This is a genomic window from Caldimonas brevitalea, from assembly GCF_001017435.1.
Classification (GTDB): domain Bacteria; phylum Pseudomonadota; class Gammaproteobacteria; order Burkholderiales; family Burkholderiaceae_C; genus Caldimonas; species Caldimonas brevitalea.
The window spans coordinates 5,192,896-5,211,990 of the sequence record NZ_CP011371.1; the positions used below are offsets into that span (position 1 = coordinate 5,192,896).

The 19,095-nt window shown below is 69.0% G+C and carries 14 protein-coding genes; 5 read left to right on the forward strand and 9 right to left on the reverse strand.

Annotated features, from left to right (window positions below; translation table 11 throughout):
• Nucleotides 1–15 precede the first annotated feature (15 nt).
• Nucleotides 16–2,598 (reverse strand): PEP-CTERM sorting domain-containing protein, encoded by a 2,583-nt coding sequence (locus AAW51_RS21850; protein WP_047196292.1) that lies wholly within the window; start codon nt 2,596–2,598, stop codon nt 16–18.
• 240 nt (nt 2,599–2,838) lie between these two features.
• Complete coding sequence (locus AAW51_RS21855) at nt 2,839–5,097, reverse strand: sugar nucleotide-binding protein (protein ID WP_047198166.1); 2,259 nt, start codon at nt 5,095–5,097, stop codon at nt 2,839–2,841.
• Nucleotides 5,098–5,445: 348 nt separating this feature from the next.
• Between AAW51_RS21855 and AAW51_RS21860 the strand changes: the two genes are divergently transcribed.
• Entirely contained in the window at nt 5,446–6,738 is a 1,293-nt protein-coding gene (locus AAW51_RS21860) for a M16 family metallopeptidase (RefSeq protein WP_047196293.1), read from the forward strand.
• A gap of 38 nt (nt 6,739–6,776) precedes the next feature.
• On the opposite strand, the gene AAW51_RS21865 is transcribed toward AAW51_RS21860, so the two are convergent.
• From AAW51_RS21865 to AAW51_RS21895, 7 genes are all read right to left on the reverse strand, one after another.
• Nucleotides 6,777–8,315 (reverse strand): UxaA family hydrolase, encoded by a 1,539-nt coding sequence (locus AAW51_RS21865; protein ID WP_417903579.1) that lies wholly within the window; start codon nt 8,313–8,315, stop codon nt 6,777–6,779.
• A gap of 12 nt (nt 8,316–8,327) precedes the next feature.
• Nucleotides 8,328–9,353: a lactonase family protein gene (locus tag AAW51_RS21870; RefSeq protein WP_238947667.1), complete on the reverse strand. Its 1,026-nt coding sequence runs from the start codon at nt 9,351–9,353 to the stop codon at nt 8,328–8,330.
• The gene (locus tag AAW51_RS21875; protein WP_047196295.1) at nt 9,350–10,324 is read right to left on the reverse strand and encodes a Bug family tripartite tricarboxylate transporter substrate binding protein; all 975 of its coding nucleotides are present in this window, start codon (nt 10,322–10,324) and stop codon (nt 9,350–9,352) included. The genes AAW51_RS21870 and AAW51_RS21875 overlap by 4 nt, the downstream gene beginning before the upstream one ends.
• A 10-nt stretch (nt 10,325–10,334) precedes the next feature.
• Nucleotides 10,335–11,624: a TRAP transporter large permease gene (locus tag AAW51_RS21880; RefSeq protein WP_238947668.1), complete on the reverse strand. Its 1,290-nt coding sequence runs from the start codon at nt 11,622–11,624 to the stop codon at nt 10,335–10,337.
• 97 nt (nt 11,625–11,721) lie between these two features.
• Nucleotides 11,722–12,216, reverse strand: a complete 495-nt coding sequence (locus AAW51_RS21885) for a TRAP transporter small permease (protein ID WP_047198168.1) — start codon at nt 12,214–12,216, stop codon at nt 11,722–11,724.
• Nucleotides 12,217–12,269: 53 nt separating this feature from the next.
• Entirely contained in the window at nt 12,270–13,208 is a 939-nt protein-coding gene (locus tag AAW51_RS21890; RefSeq protein ID WP_047198169.1) for a TRAP transporter substrate-binding protein, read from the reverse strand.
• 142 nt (nt 13,209–13,350) lie between these two features.
• Nucleotides 13,351–14,172 (reverse strand): NAD-dependent epimerase/dehydratase family protein, encoded by an 822-nt coding sequence (locus tag AAW51_RS21895; protein WP_047196297.1) that lies wholly within the window; start codon nt 14,170–14,172, stop codon nt 13,351–13,353.
• A gap of 91 nt (nt 14,173–14,263) precedes the next feature.
• Here AAW51_RS21895 and AAW51_RS21900 point away from each other — a divergent pair, with 91 nt between their 5' ends.
• From AAW51_RS21900 to AAW51_RS21915, 4 genes are all read left to right on the forward strand, one after another.
• Nucleotides 14,264–15,001, forward strand: coding sequence for a FadR/GntR family transcriptional regulator (locus AAW51_RS21900; protein WP_047196298.1), 738 nt, complete (start codon nt 14,264–14,266; stop codon nt 14,999–15,001).
• A gap of 185 nt (nt 15,002–15,186) precedes the next feature.
• On the forward strand, nt 15,187–16,101 hold the full coding sequence (gene kdgD, locus AAW51_RS21905) for a 5-dehydro-4-deoxyglucarate dehydratase (protein ID WP_083438728.1): 915 nt from the start codon (nt 15,187–15,189) through the stop codon (nt 16,099–16,101).
• Nucleotides 16,102–16,138: 37 nt separating this feature from the next.
• Nucleotides 16,139–17,464, forward strand: coding sequence for a glucarate dehydratase (gene gudD / locus AAW51_RS21910; RefSeq protein ID WP_047196300.1), 1,326 nt, complete (start codon nt 16,139–16,141; stop codon nt 17,462–17,464).
• Nucleotides 17,465–17,491: 27 nt separating this feature from the next.
• Nucleotides 17,492–18,931: an aldehyde dehydrogenase family protein gene (locus AAW51_RS21915; RefSeq protein ID WP_047196301.1), complete on the forward strand. Its 1,440-nt coding sequence runs from the start codon at nt 17,492–17,494 to the stop codon at nt 18,929–18,931.
• Nucleotides 18,932–19,095: the final 164 nt, after the last annotated feature.

Sequence of the window (19,095 nt, forward strand, 5' to 3'; positions counted from 1 at the left end):
CCCCGCAGGGCCGCTTCACCCTCGGCGCAGCCCGCGCTTGCGCCACACCAACAGGGCCAGCCCTGCCGCCATCAGCGCATAGGTTTCCGGCTCGGGCACCGGCGCGGCGGGCAGTCCCATCGCCATCACATCGGCACCCACCGACAACCCGGCGGCCGACGCCACCCGGGTCACCCGCAGGTCCACGTGGTCGCCACCGTAGATCGCGTCGACCTGGTACTGCGCGAGGTCGAGGTTGGTGAGGATGGCGAAGCTGCCGTCCAGGCCACCGGTCGCGGTCAACACCCGGTACTGACCTTCGGCGAGTGCGGCGTCGCTGAACTCGGCGAACAGCGTGCCGCCCAATACCGCGTGGCCACTGATCGAGACCACGTCGTAGCTGCCCGCACCGGCGATGTCCACGTCCAGCCGGCCGCTGCCGAACCGCACCTCGGCGCCGGTGAGCGAGGCAGAGCCGATCGCGTTCTCGAGGCCCGCGCCCCACAGGCCACCGGCGAACTCGATGCTGTCGGCCTGCAATAGGCCGTCGATCCAGGTCTGGCTGCGGCTGCCGCTTTGGCGGTAGAGGCCGGCGACCTCCAGCACGCTCCCCTCCCCGACCGCGATGCTGCCCTGGTTGGTCAACCCGGCATCGGTCTTCACGCTGGCGCCCTCCAGCACACGCAAGCTGCCGTCGTTGAGCGTCAGCGAGGCCAAGGCTTCGCGATCGACACCGCCGTGGTTGTTGAACAGCCGGGCCGCCGCGCCCCTGAGCTCGATGCGAGCCGAATTGCGGGCGATGCCGGCGGCACTGCCTAGGTTGAGGCCGATGACGTTGCCGTTGGACAGATAGGTGCCGCCGGTCAAGCGGCGGTCGGCCGCGGACCATTGCGCCAGCGAACCGCGCACGTCGATGCGGGCGCCACGGGCTTCCAGCGTGCCGGTGTTGTTCAGCGTGCCGGAGAAGATCATCTGCCCGGTGCCTTCGACGCGCAGCGTGCCGGCGTTGTTGAAGGTGCCGGTGGACTCGGTGGTGCCGGCGCCGATCTTCCGGTAGGTGCCGTTGTTGTCGAAGCGCGCCACACCGAGCCGGATCGGGCGTCCTCCGTTGTTCGCATCCAGGTTGGCCGCCGTCTCATCGATGAAGACGCGGCGCGACGCCACCGAGATGCGGCCGGACCCGGCGATGTCGGTCTCGCCGCTCCAGCTCGCGTGGCCCAACGACAGCCAGCCGTTGACCACCTTGCTGTACCCCGGCTCGACGTTGCCGTTGCCATCGGTGGTGTAAGACACCGCCCCGCCGTGCAGCCGCGCATTGCCGGTGACCGTGATGCGTCCCGGCACGTGCAGGTCCGCGACGCCCCAGTCGAATTCGTTGACGCGGATGTCCGGCGCGCTGAAGGAGCCCCACACGTCCGGCCCGTTCGACATCGGCACGGTGCCGCCGATGCGCAGCAGGGCCACGTTCACGGCCGTGTCGGTAGACACTTTGGCGGCGTTGCGCAGTTCGACCATGTTGCCGGCCAGCGCCACGCCGTTGCGGAAGGACGTCCGCCCGCCGTCGAAGGTGACCTTGCCGTCGTTGCGCAGTGTGCCGCGCAGGAACTCGATGGGCATGCCCCGTTCGTCGAAGCCGTCGTTCTTGAACACCAGCGAGCCGCCCCGCCCCACGGTCCAGTCGCCCGTGCTCAGCAGGCCCGACCAGTCGACCGAGAAGGTGGCCTTGCCGTTGACGCGGACCGTGCCGCTGTGTTCCAACACCTCGTAGCGGAACAGGTCCATCGACAGGGCCGCGCCGGAGCCGACATCGATCACGCCCGTATTGCGCCACTCGCCCGACGGTGTGCCCTGGACGGCCAATGTCCCCTGTCGCACGAACAGTGTGCCGGCGTTGTCGAACGTGGCGCCGGCCAGCGAGATGTCGGTGCGGCCCCGGCCCGCCTTCTCGTAGACCCCGGCATTGCGGAAGGCAGTCCCGACCTCGAGATAGTGGTCACCGCTGCTCGCCACGTCCTCCAGGCGCCCGGTGCTGCCCACGTTCAGGGTGCCCTGCAGCGACAGGCTCGACTGCCCGTCCAGCCAGCGGCTGCGCCCCCGCAGTTCCAGCGTGGATTGGTACCCCATGTACTTGTTGCCGCCGTTGCCGAAGCTGGCGTTGCCGTTCACCACGATCTGCGTGGTCGGGCCACCGAAGTCGGGTGAGAACTCGCCGGCGTTCCAGTGGAACTCCTGCACCGTCAGCGGCCCAGGCGACGACACCCGGCCACCGTTCATCCGGAAGATGCCCAGCGTGGAGGCTGCGCCATTCAGGCGCAATTCACCACCGCTCACGGTTAGGGTGCCGGTGCCCTGCACGCTGCCGACGTCGAACAAGCCACTGCGCAGGGTGGTGTTGTAGGCGCCGAGGAGCAATCGGGCTTCCACCCCGGCAGGCACGCTGGGTGACCAATTGGCGGCCACGTCCCAGAACGAGGCCCCCGGGCCACCGCCGCCCGTCCAGTTGAAATCGGCCGCGCCGGCGGTGCCGACGCAGCAAAAGGCGGCGCAAGCGAGCGCAATACGGCGGCGGGCAAGGGTGCGGCGGGCGCGGGCGGTGCGCCGGTCGACGGGCTGGATCATGATCTCCTCCAAGGCGGCGTTGCGTGCCCCTGTACGAAAGGAGACGAAGGATCGGGGCGCCCGACCGATGTGAGTGCGAACAGTGCAAGAAAATGTTTCTTGCGAACACGACCGCCACGTCCCAAGCGGGCTATAGAACGTCCCGGGATTGCGGGGGTGGTTCGGGCACGCCGGCTGCTATGCCGGCGGCTGCACCTTCATGGGGCGCTGGGTGGATCGACCCGGCCAACACCGCGCCTGCTACCGGGCGGCACACCCGGCGCCCGAGCGTGCCTCGATCCGGTCATCCTGCTGGGCTGCCCAGAGGTCCCAGAAGCGGTTCAGGGCGTCTTCCAGCGGCGGCAACATCACGGCCTTGACACTCGAGAGGGCGCTGTAGGAGGGCACCGGGGCATTCGGCGCCAGTTCCGCCGCGCAACAGGGCTGCAAGCACGCCGTATCGAGACCACCGCGTTGCGCGGCGCGCCGCAAGCACTGCCACCAGGTCACCGGCTGGCCGTTGGTGAGATGCCAGAGGCCGGCCTCGCCATCGATCAGCAGATCGAGGCAGGTGTGCACGAGATCGGGGACGTAGGTGGGCGACACGGTGACGTCGTCGGCCACGCGGAACACCTCACCCCGCGCCAGCGCCTGCAGGCCCCGCACCAACACATTGCGCCCGTCCCAGGGGCCGAACAAGGCGCTCGTGCGCACGACCAGCGCGCGCGCATGTTCGCCGAGCACGGCGCGTTCGGCCTCCACCTTGCTGCGGCCCAGCGTATTCAACGGCGCGGGCACGTCGGTTTCCACATAAGGGCGGCCCAGCCGGCCGTCGAACACCATCTCGCTCGAGAACGTCAGCAGGGGGATGTCGGCGGCCGCGCAGACCCGCGCCACCACCGCGGCACCCACGGCGTTGGCTGCCTCGCAGGCCTTCGGGTCGGCTTCGGCGCGGTCCACGTCCGGCATGCCAGCCGCATTGACGATGGCCCAGGGCCGGTAACGCGCCACGGCCGCTTCGACGGCCTGCACGTCGGTGATGTCCAGTGCGGCACGTGACATTGCATGGCAGGCCAGGCTGCGCTGCGCGCACAGGCGCACGAAGGCGCTGCCCAATCGGCCATCGGCACCGGTCACGAGGATGGCGGAGCGGTGGGCATCGCGACGTGGCTCGGGTTGCAGATGGAGCGGCGGCGGCTCGTGCTGGCGCACCACCGGCTCGCACAGGAAACGACCCGGCCGCCGCCACCAACCGGGCCCGTCCAACACCGGGTGCGAAGGCGCGCCGCCCGCCGACAGCTCCTGCATCAGCCGGGCCAGCGCCGTGGGCCGGGGCACCGCCGAGCGCACGTCGAACGGGCCGGGCTCGTAATAGCCCTTGCAGCAGGTGACGAGGCTGTTCCAGTCGTAAGAGCCGAGCAGCGCCCACACCGTCACCGCCCGCACGTCGGCCCCGCCCTGGCGCACGCTCTGTGCCGCGCGCCAGATCTCGACCAGCCACCTCAGCTGGTCTTCCCGATGGGCGTCGATGTGCGCTTCGGTGACCGCGATGGGCAACCGGTAGCGATCCCAGGCCTCCTGCAGCAAGGCGCCGACGCCGGGCGTGGGCACCGCGAAGGCGCGGGGCGTCTCGATGTCGGCGAAACGGTGCTCGCCGTTGCCGCCGTGATAGCGGGCCGGATAACGCTCCAGGTGCTCGTCCAGCCACCGTTCGCCGGTGATGTAGTAGTTGATGCCGAGGATGTCCGGCGGGCAGCGGTGCTCCTGGAACCACAGCAGCTCGGCAGGCGTCGCGCCGCTGCGCATCAGGTAGTCCCACAGCGCATGGTCGCGGTCGACCTTGCCGCACAGCAGGTCCCAGCTGAGCCAGCGCCGATGGTTGTAGAACTCGCACACCGAGCGCAGGGCCGGCGTGCTGTAGGTCTTGCCCAGGTCCTCGGTCTGCACCAGCTGCGCGCGCGGGTTGACGCTGCGGATCGCCTGCATCGACAGCACCACCGCGCGGCACTGATGCAGCAAGGCCCGCACGAAACTGCGGTCGCTGCGGGCATGTGGATACCAGACGCCGTAGAGCCCGCTGAAGCGCGCGGTGGTCAGCGGCTCGTTGACCGGTGTGTACCGCTCCACCCACGGGTAACGACGCGCCACCTCGGCGGCGAAGGCCGCCAGCCCGGTGGCGAACCCCGGGTCCACCAGGCTGGTGTGCTGCGGGCCGCTGCCGTGGTGCACCAGGCCGACGATGGGGCTCACGCCCAGCTGCCTCAGGCCGTTCAGCCGGGCATCGGACCACGCCCATTGCGCATGCTCCAGCGCGCCCGGTGCCGTGCGTTCCCACAACACGGGGTAGCGGATGGCCCGGATGCCGAGCGAGGCGAACCGCTCCAGGTCGTCCGGGCGCATCGCATGGCCGTTGCGCTCCATCTGGCTGAAATATTGGTCTTCGACACGATTGACCGTGCACTCCAGACCGCCCCACAGTTCCATGCCGTCCTCGGCAGGCTGCCCTGGTACAGCTCGCATCACCACCTCGAGGTTCAAGTTCGACGTCCGTGCCTTCTTGCAACCGACGGGCCAGTGCGCGGCGGGGCGGGCCCACGCCACCGGCCGGGCTGGGGGCTTGGCGCGGCGCGGCCTGCGAGCGGTCGGGCCGCTGCTGCCGGCCATCGCCCAGCCCGGGCGCCATGTAAGCCTTGCCAGGCATCGAGCGATCTGCGCTGGCAGGCTTGCCGACGCGACGAGCCGAGAAGCGCGCCTCGCGGCGACAAGCGACAATCATGGCCGGCGCGCTGCGGCGCCGTCAGCCAATCTTCAGCCTGGCCGCCGGGGCCCCTGCGGGCCAGCCCGACCTCGTTGCTCCACGCCTTGACGATGACACTTTCTGCTTCCGGTGCCCCCGACACGTTCGTGACCACGCTCGCCAACGGCGTGCGCGTGCTGGCCCTCCAGATGCCGCACCTGGAAACCGTCAGCGTCAGCGTGTTCGTGCGCAGCGGCAGTCAGCACGAAAGCCGCACGCTCAACGGCATCAGCCACTTCGTCGAGCACATGGCCTTCAAGGGCACGCACCTGCGCAGCTGCCAGCAGATCAACCTCGACGCCGAACGGCTCGGGGCCGAGGTCAATGCGCACACCGACAAGGACCACACCGCGTACCACATGCGCGGGTTGCTGCGCGACACCGGCCGGCTGATCGAGATGCTGGGCGACATCGTGCAGAACAGCACCTTCCCCGAGGCCGAGCTCGAGCGTGAACGCCAGGTGATCCTGCACGAGTTCCTGGACGACGAGGACGACGGCCTGTCGACCGCCTACAAGCTGTTCGACAAGACCTGCTTCGGCCCGCACCCCGTGGCGCAGCCCATCATCGGCACCCGTCGCAGCATCGAGCGGTTCAGCCGCGGTGACTTGCTGGGCCATGTGCAGCGGCTGTACACCGGCGCCAACGTGATCGTCGGCGTGGCCGGCGCGGTCGACCCGCAGCGTGTCGTCGAGCACGCCGAAGCGGCGTTCGGCGCAATGCCCCGGGGCAGCGAAAACACCGTGGCGCCGGCCACTTATGTCGGCGGCATCACGACGCGCCGCATCCCGGGGGTGAGCCAGACCCATGTGGTGCTGGGCTTCCCCATCCCGTCGCTGCGCGAGGACGACGCCGCCAGCCTGGTAGCTGCCGCGCTGTTCGGCGAGGGCATGAGTTCACCGCTGATGGATCAGATCCGCGAGCGCCTCGGCCTGGTCTACCACGCGGCCTGCTCGGCCGATGTGATGGACGTCTGCGGCCAGTTCGTGATCGAGGCGTCGACGATGCCCGAGCACCTGGAGCGCCTGGTCGGCGAGGTGATGCAGCTGCTGGCCTCGCATGCGGAGTCCACCGACGCTGTGGGACTGGAGCGGGCGCGCAACCAGCTCGCGGTGCGCAGCCTGCAATCGCAGGAGCGGCCTTTCGGCCGGCTCGAGTCTGCCGCCCAGGACTTGTTCGTGCACGGCAGGGTGCGCACACCCGCGGAATGGCTGCAGCGTGTGCACGCGGTCAGCGCCGAGCAGGTGCGCGAGGCGTTTGCCCGGATGCTGGCGGTGCCGGCCGCGCTGGCCGTGGCTGGCAAGGTCGGCAAGAGCGCCCAGGAGCGCCTGCACGAGTTGGTGGTGTCGGCGCGCGGCCACTGACGTCAGCGCCCTGCCCTGCCCGCCGCCGCGTCAGGTCCTCACCCGACGACGCCGATGTTCCAGGGCACGAACTCGTGGTCGCCGAGCCCCAGTCGCTCGCTGCAGGTCTTCTCGCCCGAGGCCACCCGCAGCATCCGCTCGAAGATCTGCTGCCCCATTTCCTCGACCGACGCCGTGCCGTCGAGGATTTCGCCGCAATTGAGATCCATGTCCTCGGTGAGGCGGCGGTACATCGGCGTGTTGGTCGCGAGCTTCACCGACGGCACCGGCTTGGCGCCGAACATCGACCCGCGGCCGGTGGTGAACAGAATCAGGTTGGCGCCTCCGGCGATCTGGCCGGTGGCCGAGCAGGGGTCGAAGCCGGGCGTGTCCATGAACACCAGTCCGTGCTGGCGCACCGGCTCGGCATAACGATAGACCTCCATCAGGCCGGTGGTGCCGCCCTTCATCGACGACCCGAGGCTTTTCTCGAAGATGTTGGCCAGGCCCCCGGCGTTGTTGCCCGGGCTCACCTTGCCGTTGATCTGCACGTCGCGCCCGAGCGTGTACTCGTCTTTCCACCAGCGCACCCGCTCGAGCAGCTTCTGGCCGACCTCCGGCGTGCGCGCCCGGCAGGTCAGCGTGTGCTCGACACCGTAGATCTCGGGGGTCTCGCTCAGGATCGCGGTGCCGCCATGCGACACCAGCAGATCCACCGCCGCACCGAGGGCTGGGTTGGCGGTGATCGACGAGAAGCCGTCCGAGCCACCGCATTGCAGGCCGATGGTCAGGTGTTGGGCCGACACGGCCCGCCGCACCACCCGGTTGGCCTCGGGCAGCAGTGCCTGCACCGCCTCGATCGCCGCGGCGATGGTCTGGCGCGTGCCGCCTTGCTCCTGCATCACGAAGGTGTGCAGCCGCGGGCCCGCGCTCAGGCCTTGTTGCTGCAGCAGGCCGGCCAGCTGGTTGCGTTCGCAGCCGAGCCCGATCACCAGCACCGCGGCGAAATTCGGGTGCACGGCATAGCCGCCCATCGTGCGGCGCAACAGGTCCATCGGCTCGCCGCTCATCTCCATGCCACAGCCGGTGTCGTGCGTGAAGGCGGCGACACCGTCGATGTTCGGGTAGTCGGCCAGCCGCTCGGGCGTGAACCACTGGGCCACCTTGTGGCACACCGTGGCCGAACAGTTCACCGTCGACAGGATGCCGATGTAGTTGCGGGTGCCGACCCGGCCGTCCGCGCGCACGATGCCCTGGAACTGCGCACGCTCGGCCTCGGGGCGCAACGGTGTCGGCCGATAGTCGCGGGCGAGCGCCGGGTCGCGGTCGAACTCGCGGAAATCGATGTTGTGCGAGTGCACCAGCGTGCCGGCCGGGATGTCGGCCGCGGCGAAACCGATCACGACGTTGTATTTGCGGATCGGCTCGCCGGCCCGCAGCGCGCGTGCGGCGATCTTGTGGCCGGGGCCGACCTGGCTGCGCGCCGTGAAACCTTCGCCCGGGACCGGGGTGCCGATCGCCACGTCGACCCGTGCGATGACGACGTTGTCGTCGGGATGGAGCCGGATCACCGGGCCGGCGATCCGTTTGCTAGCCATTTGCAGCATCAATCAATCCCCCCTGACGATCTCGACCCAGGTCGGGTTCTGGCCGACCGGCTCGGTGTGCCGCGTCGTGAGCCGCCCTGTTTCGGCATCGATGGCACACACCCGCACCGCATGCGACAACTGCCCGGCCACGATCAGATAGCACCCGCTCGGGTCGATGTTGAAGCCGCGCGGCTGCAACTCGGTGTCGACATGCCCCTGCAGCGTCAGCCGCCCCGAGGTGGCGTCGACCGCAAAGCAGGCCAAGGTGCTGGAGGTGCGCTCGGAGGTGTAGAGGAAGCGCCCGTTGGGCGTCAGGTGCAGGTCGGCCGCCCACGGCCTGCCCTCGAAACCTTCGGGCAAGGTCGGCAACGTCTGCAGTGACGCCAGCGTCCCCTGCGCGTCGTCATACGCCAGCACCTCGACGGTGGCGTCGAGTTCGTTGAGCAGGTAGACGAAACGGCCGTTCGGGTGGAACACGAGATGGCGCGGCCCTGCGTGGGCGCGGCCTTCGAAGTGCGGCACGGCATTGGGGCGCAATGCACCGCTGTCGGCATCGAACGCCCATTGCATCACGACGTCGGACCCGAGGTTGCTCACGAACAGATGCCGGTTCGACGGCGCCACCAGCGTCGCGTGCGCATGGCGGCCGGTGGGCAGCACCTGCGCGGGCGCCTCGGCCTGGCCCTCGGGCCCGATCGGGCTGACGCTGAACAGGTTCCCGGGGTAGGACGCCGCGAACAACCACTGCCCCCTGCGGTCCGTCGCCAGGTGGGCCATGCTGTCGGGCAGGGGGGCGGTGCCGATGAGGTGCAGCCGACCGTCGTCGGCGTCGACCTCGAAGCTCGCCACGTGGTACGGCTGCGTTCGCACCGCGGCATACAGGCGGCGGCGGTCGGGGCTGAGGGCCAGCGGGCCGACCTGGCCTTCGAACGTCACGGTCTGCAGCGGGTGGAGGCGGCCGCTGTCCACGTCGAGCGACAGCACGGTGATGTCACGGCTGTCGGCGTTCGACACATAGACGCGGGTCGACATGGTGCTCTCTGTCACGGCTGTACCTTTGCTTGTTTGACGACCCTCGACCACTTCGCCAACTCATCGCGCCCGAACGCGGCGAACTGCTCCGGCGTGTTGGGGGTGTGGTCGACGCCGAGGCTGTCCATCCTGGCTTTCACCTCGGGCATCGCGACGATCTCGCTGAGCTCCTCATGCAGGCGCTTGACGATGGGCGGCGGTGTGCCGGCCGGCGCATAGAACGCCTGCCACGACGACACGTCGAAGCCGGGCACGCCCGCTTCGGCCATCGTGGGCACGTCCGGCAGCGCCTTGCTGCGCTGCGCCGACGTGACCGCCAACGCCCTCACCTTGCCGCTGCGGATGTGCGGCAAGGCCACCACGGTGGTTTCGAAGCTCATCGGAATCTGCCCGCCGATCACGTCCTGGATGGCCGGCGCACTGCCCTTGTAAGGCACGTGCGTGAGCCGGGCACCCGTCATCAGCTTGAAGGTCTCGCCCGACATGTGCTGCGAGCTGCCGGTCCCGGCCGACGCGAACGGCAGCGGCGCCGCCTGCGCCTTGGCCTGCTGCACCAGCTCCTGCACCGTCTTGACCGGCTGGCCAGCGCCCACCAGCAGCACGTTGGAGATCGAGCCGAGCAGCATCACCGGCGTGAAGTCCTTGGCCGCGTCGTAGGGCAGCTTGGGCTGCAGCGCCGGGTTGATCGCGTGGCTGGCCACCGTGCCGAGCAGCAGCGTGTAGCCGTCGGCAGCCGCCTTGGCCACCGCATCGGCGCCGATCACGCCACCGGCACCGGCCTTGTTTTCGACCACCACCGTCTGCCCCAGGCGCAGCTGCAGTTGCTGCGCCAGCAAACGGGCCAGGATGTCCGACGTGCCCCCGGCCGCGAACGGCACCACCAGCCGGATCGGCTTGGCCCGCGGCCATTCGTCTTGCGCCGACACGGCCGGCGCGGCGGTGATGCAGACGGCCGCTGCCAACCATGAGCGTCGTGAAATCCCCATCTGAGCCTCCTTACTTGAACAAGGCCGGCAGCCACAGCGAGAAAGCCGGCACGTAGGTGACGAGCAACAAACACAGGCCGAGTGCGCCGTAGAAGGGTGCGATCGAGCGCATCACCTGCCCAACCGAGATCTGGCCGATGGCACAGCCGACGAACTGCGTCGTGCCCACCGGCGGCGTGTTGAGCCCGAGCGCGCAGTTGATCAGCATCATCACGCCGAACTGCACCGGGTCCATGCCGAAGGCTTGCGCGATGGGCAGGAAGATCGGCGTGCAGATCAGCATCGTGGCGGCCATGTCGAGAAAGGTTCCGAGCACGAACAGCAGCACGTTGATCATCAGAAAGATCACCCAGGGCTCGCTGGTCACGCTTTGCATCAGCTCGCCGGTTTTCTGTGGCACTTCGTACAGCGCCATGAAGTAGCCGAACGCCGACGAGATGCCGATCAGCAGCAACACCACACCGGTGGTCTTGCAGGCCTTGGCACAGGCTTTCAGAAAGTTCTCCCAGCTGAGCGTGCGGTAGACCACCGCGGTGATCAGCAGCGCCCAGAACACCGCGGTGGCGGCCGATTCGGTGGCCGTGAAAATGCCCGACAGGATGCCGGCCAGGATGATCACGACGATCAGCAGCCCGGGCAGCGCGCCGAGGAAGGCGCGCAACACCGCGCCCCAACCGGGGAAGCTGCCGTGGGTCGGATAGCCGCGCTTGACGGCCACCCAATAGGCGGCGGCGAGGTTGCACAGCGTCAGGATCAGCGCCGGGATCACACCGGCCAGGATCAGGCTGAACACGCTCACCGAGGCGATGCCGGTGGTGGCGAGCGTGAAGATGATCAGGTTGTGCGAGGTGGGTGTCAGCGCGCCGACCAGCGCCGCATGGGTGGTGACGTTCACCGCATAGTCGGCGTGGTAGCCCTCTTTCTTCATCAGCGGGATCATCACCGAGCCCATCGCCGACACGTCGGCCAGCGGCGAGCCGGCGACGCCGCCGAACAGCGTGCAGCCGAGCACGTTGCTCATGCCCAGGCCGCCACGTACATGCCCGACCAGGCTGTTGGCGAAGCGCACGATACGGTCGGCAATACCGCCGTACAACATCAGCTCACCTGCGAACACGAAAAACGGGATCGCGAGGAAGCTGAACACCTGCATGCCGCCCAGCATCTTCTGGAACACCACCGCGACCGGCAGGCCCGCTGCCAGGATGGTGGCGATCGACGACAGGCCGATCGCGAACGCCACGGGCACGCCGAGCACCAGCAGCAGCGCAAAGCTGCCGGCGAGAACCATCAACTCCATGTTCACTCCCTGGGGCCGTGGGCCCGCTCGGTGCAGTCGCGCACGTCGCATGGCCGCGATGTGCAAGGTGGCGGGCCGGCATCGCGGGGCGGGCCGCTCAGTGACACGCCGGCTCCACGTCTTCGCCCCGCAGCAGTGCGACGATGTGTTCGATCGAAAACAGCAGCACCAGCACGCCGCAGACGACCAGGGCCAGGTAGTCGAGGCCCACGGGCACCCCCAGCATGGGCTTCAGGTCGCTCCATTTCAGTCGCGTCCACATCCAGCCGTTCCACGCCATCAGCGCGCCGAAGCTCGCGACCAGCGCATGGATGAGGACCTCGAGCTTGCGACGCCAGCGCTCGGGCAGCAAGGCGATGAAGGATTCGAGCCCGATATGGCCAGCGTCGCGCACGCCCACCGCGACCCCCAGGGCCGTGACGTACAGCACCAGCAACAGGGCCAGCGCCTCGGCCCAGGTGGGGGTGTCGTTGAACACATAGCGGCCCACCACCTGGATCTGCACGCTGAGGATCACGCCCACCAGGCCGACCACGGCCAACAGCAGGCTGGCCTTGGACAACACGGCGCACAGCCGGGTGAATCCGCGCAGTGGGTGGGCGGGTCGACCGGCCGCGGTCACGACGGCAGCAGCAGCGGCGACGCTCACTTGAGGTCCTGCACGGCCTTGACCAGCCGCTTGAGGTCGGGGGTGGTGATGAAGCGGTCGTAGACCGGCCCCATCGCACTTTGGAACGAGGCCTTGTCGACGTCGTCGACGATGGTCGCGCCGCCGGCCTTGACGTTGGCGAGCGATTTGGCCTCTTGCGCGTCCCACTTCTTGCGCTGGAACGCGACCGATTCCCTGGCCGCGGCGCGGATCAGGTCCTGCTCCGCCTTGGGCAGCTTGTCGAACACGGCCTTGCTCATCACCAGCATCTCGGGCGCCATCGAGTGTTCGGTGCGCGAGTAGTACTTCACCGCCTCGAAGTGCTTGAAACCGTCGTACGAGGGCACGTTGTTCTCGGCCGCGTCGATCAGGCCGGTCTTGAGCGCGGTGTAGACCTCGGCGATCGGCATCGGCGTGGCGTTGGCCCCCATCGCGCCGAGCAGCGCGACCCACAGGTCGGACTGCTGCACGCGGATCTTCATGCCGCGCGCATCGGCGATCGAGCGCACCGGCTTCTTGCCGTAGACCGAACGCGCGCCGCTGTCGTAGAAGGCCAGCCCGACCAGGCCCTGGTCTTCGCAGCTCTTGAGGATCTCGTCGCCCACCGGGCCGTCGAGCGCACGCCGCATATGGTCGACCGAGCGAAACAAAAAGGGCATGGTCGGCACCAGCGTCTTGGCGCACATCGAATTCACCGGCGCGATGTTGACGCGGGCCATGTCGAGCGCGCCGATCTTCACCTGGTCGAGGGTTTCCTTCTCGGACCCGAGCACACCCTTGTTGAAGACCTTGATCTTGTGCTTGCCGTTGCTGCGCTTTTCGATCAGCTCACCCATGTACTTGACCGCCGCGACGGTCGGGTAGTCGTCGCTGTTGTGAACGTCGGCCGAGCGGAACTGGACCGCCTGAGCCGACAGCGACACCGAGGCCAGCATGGCGCTCAGCAGCACCCGCCGCCCGACCCGGCGCCAGGGTGGGCGGGACGCGGCGGGCGGGGCAACGGGCGAGGCGGTCTGGGAGGAAGCGGAAGCGCAGGGATGCGCTGTGCGGCGAGAGGGGGCCATGGTCGTCTCCTTGTCATTCGAACGGGCCGGTGCGCACGAAGGCGCCGCCCTGGTAGATCACGGCGGGGTCCTGGTGATCGAGCGTCGGCTGGCGGGCTTCGACCGCAGCGCGGAAAGGTTCGGAGCTGTCGAGCGGGCGGAAGCCCAGGTGCCGGGCGCAGCGGTTGTCGTACCAACGGGTGGTGTTGTCCGAGGTGCCGTACACGATGGTGTGGCCGACCACCGGTGCGGTCAGGCTGGCCATCACCAGCCGTTCGAGGTCGTCGAAGCTCATCCAGGTGGCGAGCATGCGTCGGTCCTTGGGCTCGGGGAAGGACGAGCCGATGCGCAAGCAGACGGTCTCGATGCCGTAGCGGTCGAAGTAGAAGCGCGACAGGTTTTCGCCGAAGGCCTTGCTGACGCCGTACAAGCCGTCCGGGCGCAGCGGCGCCTGCGCGTCGATCACCTCGTCTTGCCGGTAGTAGCCAGTGACGTGGTTGGAACTGGCAAACACCACCCGCTTCAGGCCGTTCAGCCGTGCAGCTTCATAGAGGTGGTAGACGCCGACGATGTTGGCCGCGAGGATGGGCTCGAACGGCGCTTCGACCGACACGCCACCGAGGTGCACCACACCGTCCACACCGTCGAGCAGGGCCAGCACGGCCGCCCGGTCTTCCAGGCGGGCCGGCACCAGTTCTTCGCCAGGCGCGGCCGCGCCGAGGTCGGCGATGTCGGACAGGCGCAGGACGTCGCAATAGGCTTTCAGGCGCTGGCGCAATTGCCGCCCCAGGCCGCCAGCGGCCCCGGTGAGCAGCAGGCGACGAAAGCGCAGAGGTGCGGAGGAGGCAGCGGTCATTTGCTACAGTGAGTGGGTTGTCGTCGTCTGTTGTCGTACAACTCGTGCGATTATTCCCAGACCGTCTTCGTTGCCTCTTCGGACAAACCCTATGAGCTCCATCGCCCCCACCAGCCGCCGCCGGCCGCGCACGCTCGCCCTCGAACTGGTCGAGTCGCTGGGCGACCGGGTGCGCGACGGGCGGCTGCCGCAAGGCGCCAAGCTGCCCACCGAGGCCGCCATCATGGAGGAGTTCGGTGTCAGCCGGACGGTGGTGCGAGAGGCGATCTCCAAGCTGCAGGCGGCCGGCCTGGTCGAGACGCGGCATGGCATCGGCACCTTTGTCGTCGGGCTCGGTGACAGCGGGGTGTTCCGCATCGCGCCGGAGCAGGTCGCCACGCTGCGCGACGTGATCGCGGTGCTCGAATTGCGCATCGGCATCGAAACCGAGAGCGCGGCCTTGGCGGCCCAGCGTCGCACGCCCGAGAACCTGGCCGCGATGCGTGCGGCGCTGCACGCCTTCAGCGCCGCCATCGAGCAGGGTCGCGACGCGGTGGGGCCCGACTTCCAGTTCCACCTCGAGATCGCCCGCGCGACGCAGAACAGCCATTTCACGGACATCATGGCCACGCTCGGCGCCACCATCATCCCGCGCGCCCGACTCGAGCCGGCCCCGGTGATGAGCGACGAGCGGCGCGCCTACCTGCGACGCGTGAACGGCGAACATGAAAGCATCTTGGATGCGATCGCCGCACAAGACGTCGAAGCCGCGCGCGCCGCGATGCGCACGCACCTGGCGAACAGCCGCGAACGGCGCCGCCGGGCCGCGGGCGACGTGCCGGCCGCCTGAGACGCCGCGGCGAGCGCCCTCGCCCCTCGCCCCTCGCCCCTCGCCCCTCGCCTCTCGCCTCTCGCTTCCCTCACCGCCCCACGCCCTTCAGCTCAGGAGCGCGCCGCCCACGCTGCCCTCCGCATTTCTCCTCATTTGGCCCCACCCCGTTCGAGTTGTACGATGTCTTATCTCTTTTCGGAGTCATCATGTCCCCACAGGATCTCAAACTCGCCCTGTCGTCCGGCCTGCTGTCGTTCCCGTTGACCGACTTCGACACCCAGTTGCGCTTCGAGCCGGCCGGGTATGCCGCACGGCTCGAATGGCTGATGCCGTACGGCGCTTCGGTGCTGTTCGCCGCCGGGGGCACCGGCGAGTTCTTCTCGCTCGAACCTGTCGAGTACTCGCAGGTGGTGAAGACCGCGGTCGAGACGTGCCGCGGCCGCGTGCCCATCGTGGCCGGCGCCGGCGGCGGCACCACGCTGGCGGTGCGCTATGCGCAAGAAGCCGAGCGGATGGGCGCGCAGGGCATCTTGCTACTGCCCCACTATCTGACCGAAGCCACGCAGGAGGGGCTGGTCGCGCATGTGGAGGCGGTCTGCAAGGCCGTGAAGATCGGCGTGATCGTCTACAACCGGGGCGCGTGCAAGTTGACGGCCGCATCGCTGCTCCCGCTGGCCGAACGCTGCCCCAACCTGATCGGCTTCAAGGACGGCCTGGGCGACATCGAGCGCATCGTGCAGATCCGCCAGCGCCTGGGCGACCGTTTCGTCTACATCGGCGGCATGCCCACCCATGAGGTCTACGCGAACGCGTACCAGGCGCTGGGCGTGCCGGTGTATTCGTCGGCGGTGTTCAACTTCGTGCCGCGCACCGCGATCGAGTTCTACAACGCCTATGCGGCCGGAGACGCCGCCACCACCGGGCGGCTGCTCGACGAGTTCTTCCTGCCCTACCTCGAGATCCGCAACCGTGGGCAAGGTTATGCGGTGAGCATCGTGAAGGCCGGCGCCGCCGTGGTGGGCCACAGCGCCGGGCCGGTCCGCCCGCCGCTGTCCGACCTGAAGCCGGCCGAGGTCGAGCAACTGCGGGCGTTGATCCAGCGCCTCGGCCCGCAATGAGGGCGGGCACGCCCCTGCGCGGCACGGAGGTGGCCCGATGAGCACCCCGGTCATCCAGGAACTGCGCGTCGTCCCCGTGGCCGGGCGCGACAGCATGCTGCTCAACTTGTCCGGTGCGCATGCGCCGTTCTTCACCCGCAATCTCGTCATCGCGCGCGACAACGCGGGGCACACCGGCGTCGGCGAGGTGCCCGGAGGCGAGCCGATCCGCCAGACGCTCGAAGAGGCGCGTGAACTGGTCGAAGGCCGGCCGATCGGCGACCTGCAGGCCATCCTGAAGACCATGCGCGCGCGCTTCGCCGACCGCGATCGCGCCGGCCGCGGCCTGCAGACCTTTGACCTGCGCACCACCATCCACGCCCTCACCGCGGTGGAGTCGGCGCTGCTCGACCTGCAGGGCCAGCACCTCGGCGTGTCGGTCGCCGCACTGCTCGGCGAAGGCCAGCAACGCGACCAAGTGCGTCTGCTCGGCTACTTGTTCTATCTGGGCGACCGGCGCAAGACCGAGCTGCCCTACGCCGCCGAGCCCGATGCCGAAGACGACTGGCTGCGACTGCGCCACGAGCCGGCCCTGACACCGGCGGCCGTCGTGCGACTGGCCGAGGCCGCCCACGCCCGCTACGGTTTTCAGGACTTCAAACTCAAGGGCGGCGTGCTGCGCGGCGAAGAAGAGATCGACACGCTGCGCGCCTTGCACGAACGCTTTCCGCAGGCCCGCATCACCGTCGACCCCAACGGCGCCTGGTCGCTGGACGAGGCGGTGCGGTTGCTGCGCGATCTACACGGCGTGCTCGCCTATGCCGAGGACCCGTGCGGCGCCGAGGACGGCTATTCGGGTCGCGAGGTGATGGCCGAGTTTCGCCGCGCGACCGGGCTGCCGACGGCGACCAACATGGTGGCGACCGACTGGCGGCAAATGGTGCATGCGCTGAGCCTGCAGGCGGTCGACATCCCGTTGGCCGACCCGCACTTCTGGACCCTGGGCGGCTCGGTGCGCGTGGCGCAGACCTGCCGCGACTGGGGCCTCACCTGGGGCTCGCACTCCAACAACCACTTCGATGTGTCGCTGGCGATGTTCACGCACGTCGCCGCGGCGGCGCCCGGGCGCGTCACGGCCATCGACACGCATTGGATCTGGCAGGACGGCCAAGGGTTGACGCGCGAGCCGCTGCAGATCCGCAACGGCTGTGTGCAAGTGCCGGCCAAGCCCGGGCTCGGTGTCGAGCTGGACCTGCAGAAGGTCGAGCAAGCCCACGCGCTGTACCGCCAGCACGGGCTCGGCTCGCGCGACGACGCCATCGCCATGCAGTCCCTGGTGCCAGGCTGGCGCTTCGACCCGAAGCGGCCGTGCCTGGTGCGTTGACGACCCCCTTTTCATCGGAACAACGTCATGCACAAGAACCTGATCGGCGGCGCCTGGGTGGACGCGACCCGCGCCAGCCGCAACCTGAACCCCTCCGACACCCGAGACGTGGTGGGCGAGTACGCCCAGGCCGATGTCGAGCAGGCAGGCGAGGCGGTGGCAGCAGCGCACGCGGCGGCGCCCGCCTGGGCCCTCACCACACCACAACAGCGTTTCGATCTGCTCGATGCGGTGGGCAGCGAGATCCTCGCGCGCAAGGCCGAACTCGGTGACCTGCTGGCCCGCGAGGAAGGCAAGACCTTGCCCGAAGCCATCGGCGAAGCGGCGCGCGCCGGCTACATCTTCAAGTTCTTCGCCGGTGAAGCCCTGCGCAGCGGTGGCGACAGCCTGGCGTCGGTGCGGCCGGGGGTGGGGGTGGAGGTGACGCGCGAGCCGCTCGGCGTGGTCGGCCTGATCACACCGTGGAATTTCCCGATCGCCATCCCGGCCTGGAAGATCGCGCCCGCGCTCGCCTTCGGCAACACCGTCGTGCTCAAGCCCGCCGAACTGGTGCCCGGCTGCGCCTGGGCGCTGGCGGACATCCTGCACCGCAACGGATTGCCGCCTGGCGTGTTCAACCTCGTGATGGGCCGCGGCACCGACGTGGGCCAGGTGCTGCTCGACGACAGGCGGGTGCAGGCGGTCAGCTTCACCGGCAGCGTCGCCACCGGGCAGCGTGTGGCCGCGGCCTGCGCGGCGCGGCTTGCCAAGTTCCAGTTGGAGATGGGCGGCAAGAACCCGATGGTGGTGCTGGACGACGCCGACCTGGACGTGGCCGTGACGGCGGCCGTCCACAGCGGCTACTTCTCGACCGGCCAGCGTTGCACCGCGTCGTCGCGATTGATCGTCACCGAGGGCATACACGACCGCTTCGTGGCCGCGATGGCCGAGCGCATCGCGCGGCTGACCGTCGACGATGCACGCAAGGCCGGCACCGACATCGGCCCGGTGGTCGACGACCGGCAGCTGGCGCAGGATCTCGAGTACATCGAGATCGGTCGGCGCGAAGGCGCGACATTGCTGACCGGCGGCCAGGCACTCGAACGCAACAGTGCCGGAGCCCCGGGGTACTACCTGCGACCCGCGCTGTTCACCGAAACGACACCTCAGATGCGCATCAACCGAGAAGAAATCTTCGGCCCGGTGGTGAGCGTGCTGCGGGTGAAGGACTACGAGGAAGCGCTCGCGCTGGCCAACGACACGCCGTTCGGGCTGGCGGCCGGCATCGCGACCACATCGCTGAAGCACGCAGCGCACTTCAAACGGCACGCGCAAGCCGGCATGGTGATGGTGAACTTGCCGACCGCCGGGGTCGACTACCACGTGCCCTTCGGTGGCCGTAAGGCGTCGAGCCACGGGCCGCGGGAACAGGGGCGGTACGCGGCCGAGTTCTATACGGCGGTGAAGACCGCGTACACGCAGGCATGAAGGCGAGTGTCTACCGTCGCGCGCGGGCTGGCGTGCGCTCTGGCGGCACCGGAGCACGACGGGTGTGCCGAGCAGACGCCACACTCGCGGCGCTTTGGCACGGGCGTCCCGTTCTTCCCGGCGCAGACACATGAGGTACCTCGCTGCGCTGGCGACGCACGCGG

Bases quoted from the DNA above. Each gene is read 5' to 3' on its own strand.
- AAW51_RS21865 (WP_417903579.1), bottom strand. From the start codon at position 8,315: ATGGCTAGCAAACGGATCGCCGGCCCGGTGATCCGGCTCCATCCCGAC.
- AAW51_RS21900 (WP_047196298.1), top strand. From the start codon at position 14,264: ATGAGCTCCATCGCCCCCACCAGCCGCCGCCGGCCGCGCACGCTCGCC.
- AAW51_RS21860 (WP_047196293.1), top strand. From the start codon at position 5,446: ATGACACTTTCTGCTTCCGGTGCCCCCGACACGTTCGTGACCACGCTC.
- AAW51_RS21890 (WP_047198169.1), bottom strand. From the start codon at position 13,208: ATGCTGGCCTCGGTGTCGCTGTCGGCTCAGGCGGTCCAGTTCCGCTCG.
- AAW51_RS21850 (WP_047196292.1), bottom strand. From the start codon at position 2,598: ATGATCCAGCCCGTCGACCGGCGCACCGCCCGCGCCCGCCGCACCCTT.
- AAW51_RS21895 (WP_047196297.1), bottom strand. From the start codon at position 14,172: ATGACCGCTGCCTCCTCCGCACCTCTGCGCTTTCGTCGCCTGCTGCTC.
- AAW51_RS21915 (WP_047196301.1), top strand. From the start codon at position 17,492: ATGCACAAGAACCTGATCGGCGGCGCCTGGGTGGACGCGACCCGCGCC.
- AAW51_RS21855 (WP_047198166.1), bottom strand. From the start codon at position 5,097: ATGCGAGCTGTACCAGGGCAGCCTGCCGAGGACGGCATGGAACTGTGG.
- AAW51_RS21880 (WP_238947668.1), bottom strand. From the start codon at position 11,624: ATGGAGTTGATGGTTCTCGCCGGCAGCTTTGCGCTGCTGCTGGTGCTC.
- gudD (WP_047196300.1), top strand. From the start codon at position 16,139: ATGAGCACCCCGGTCATCCAGGAACTGCGCGTCGTCCCCGTGGCCGGG.
- AAW51_RS21875 (WP_047196295.1), bottom strand. From the start codon at position 10,324: ATGGGGATTTCACGACGCTCATGGTTGGCAGCGGCCGTCTGCATCACC.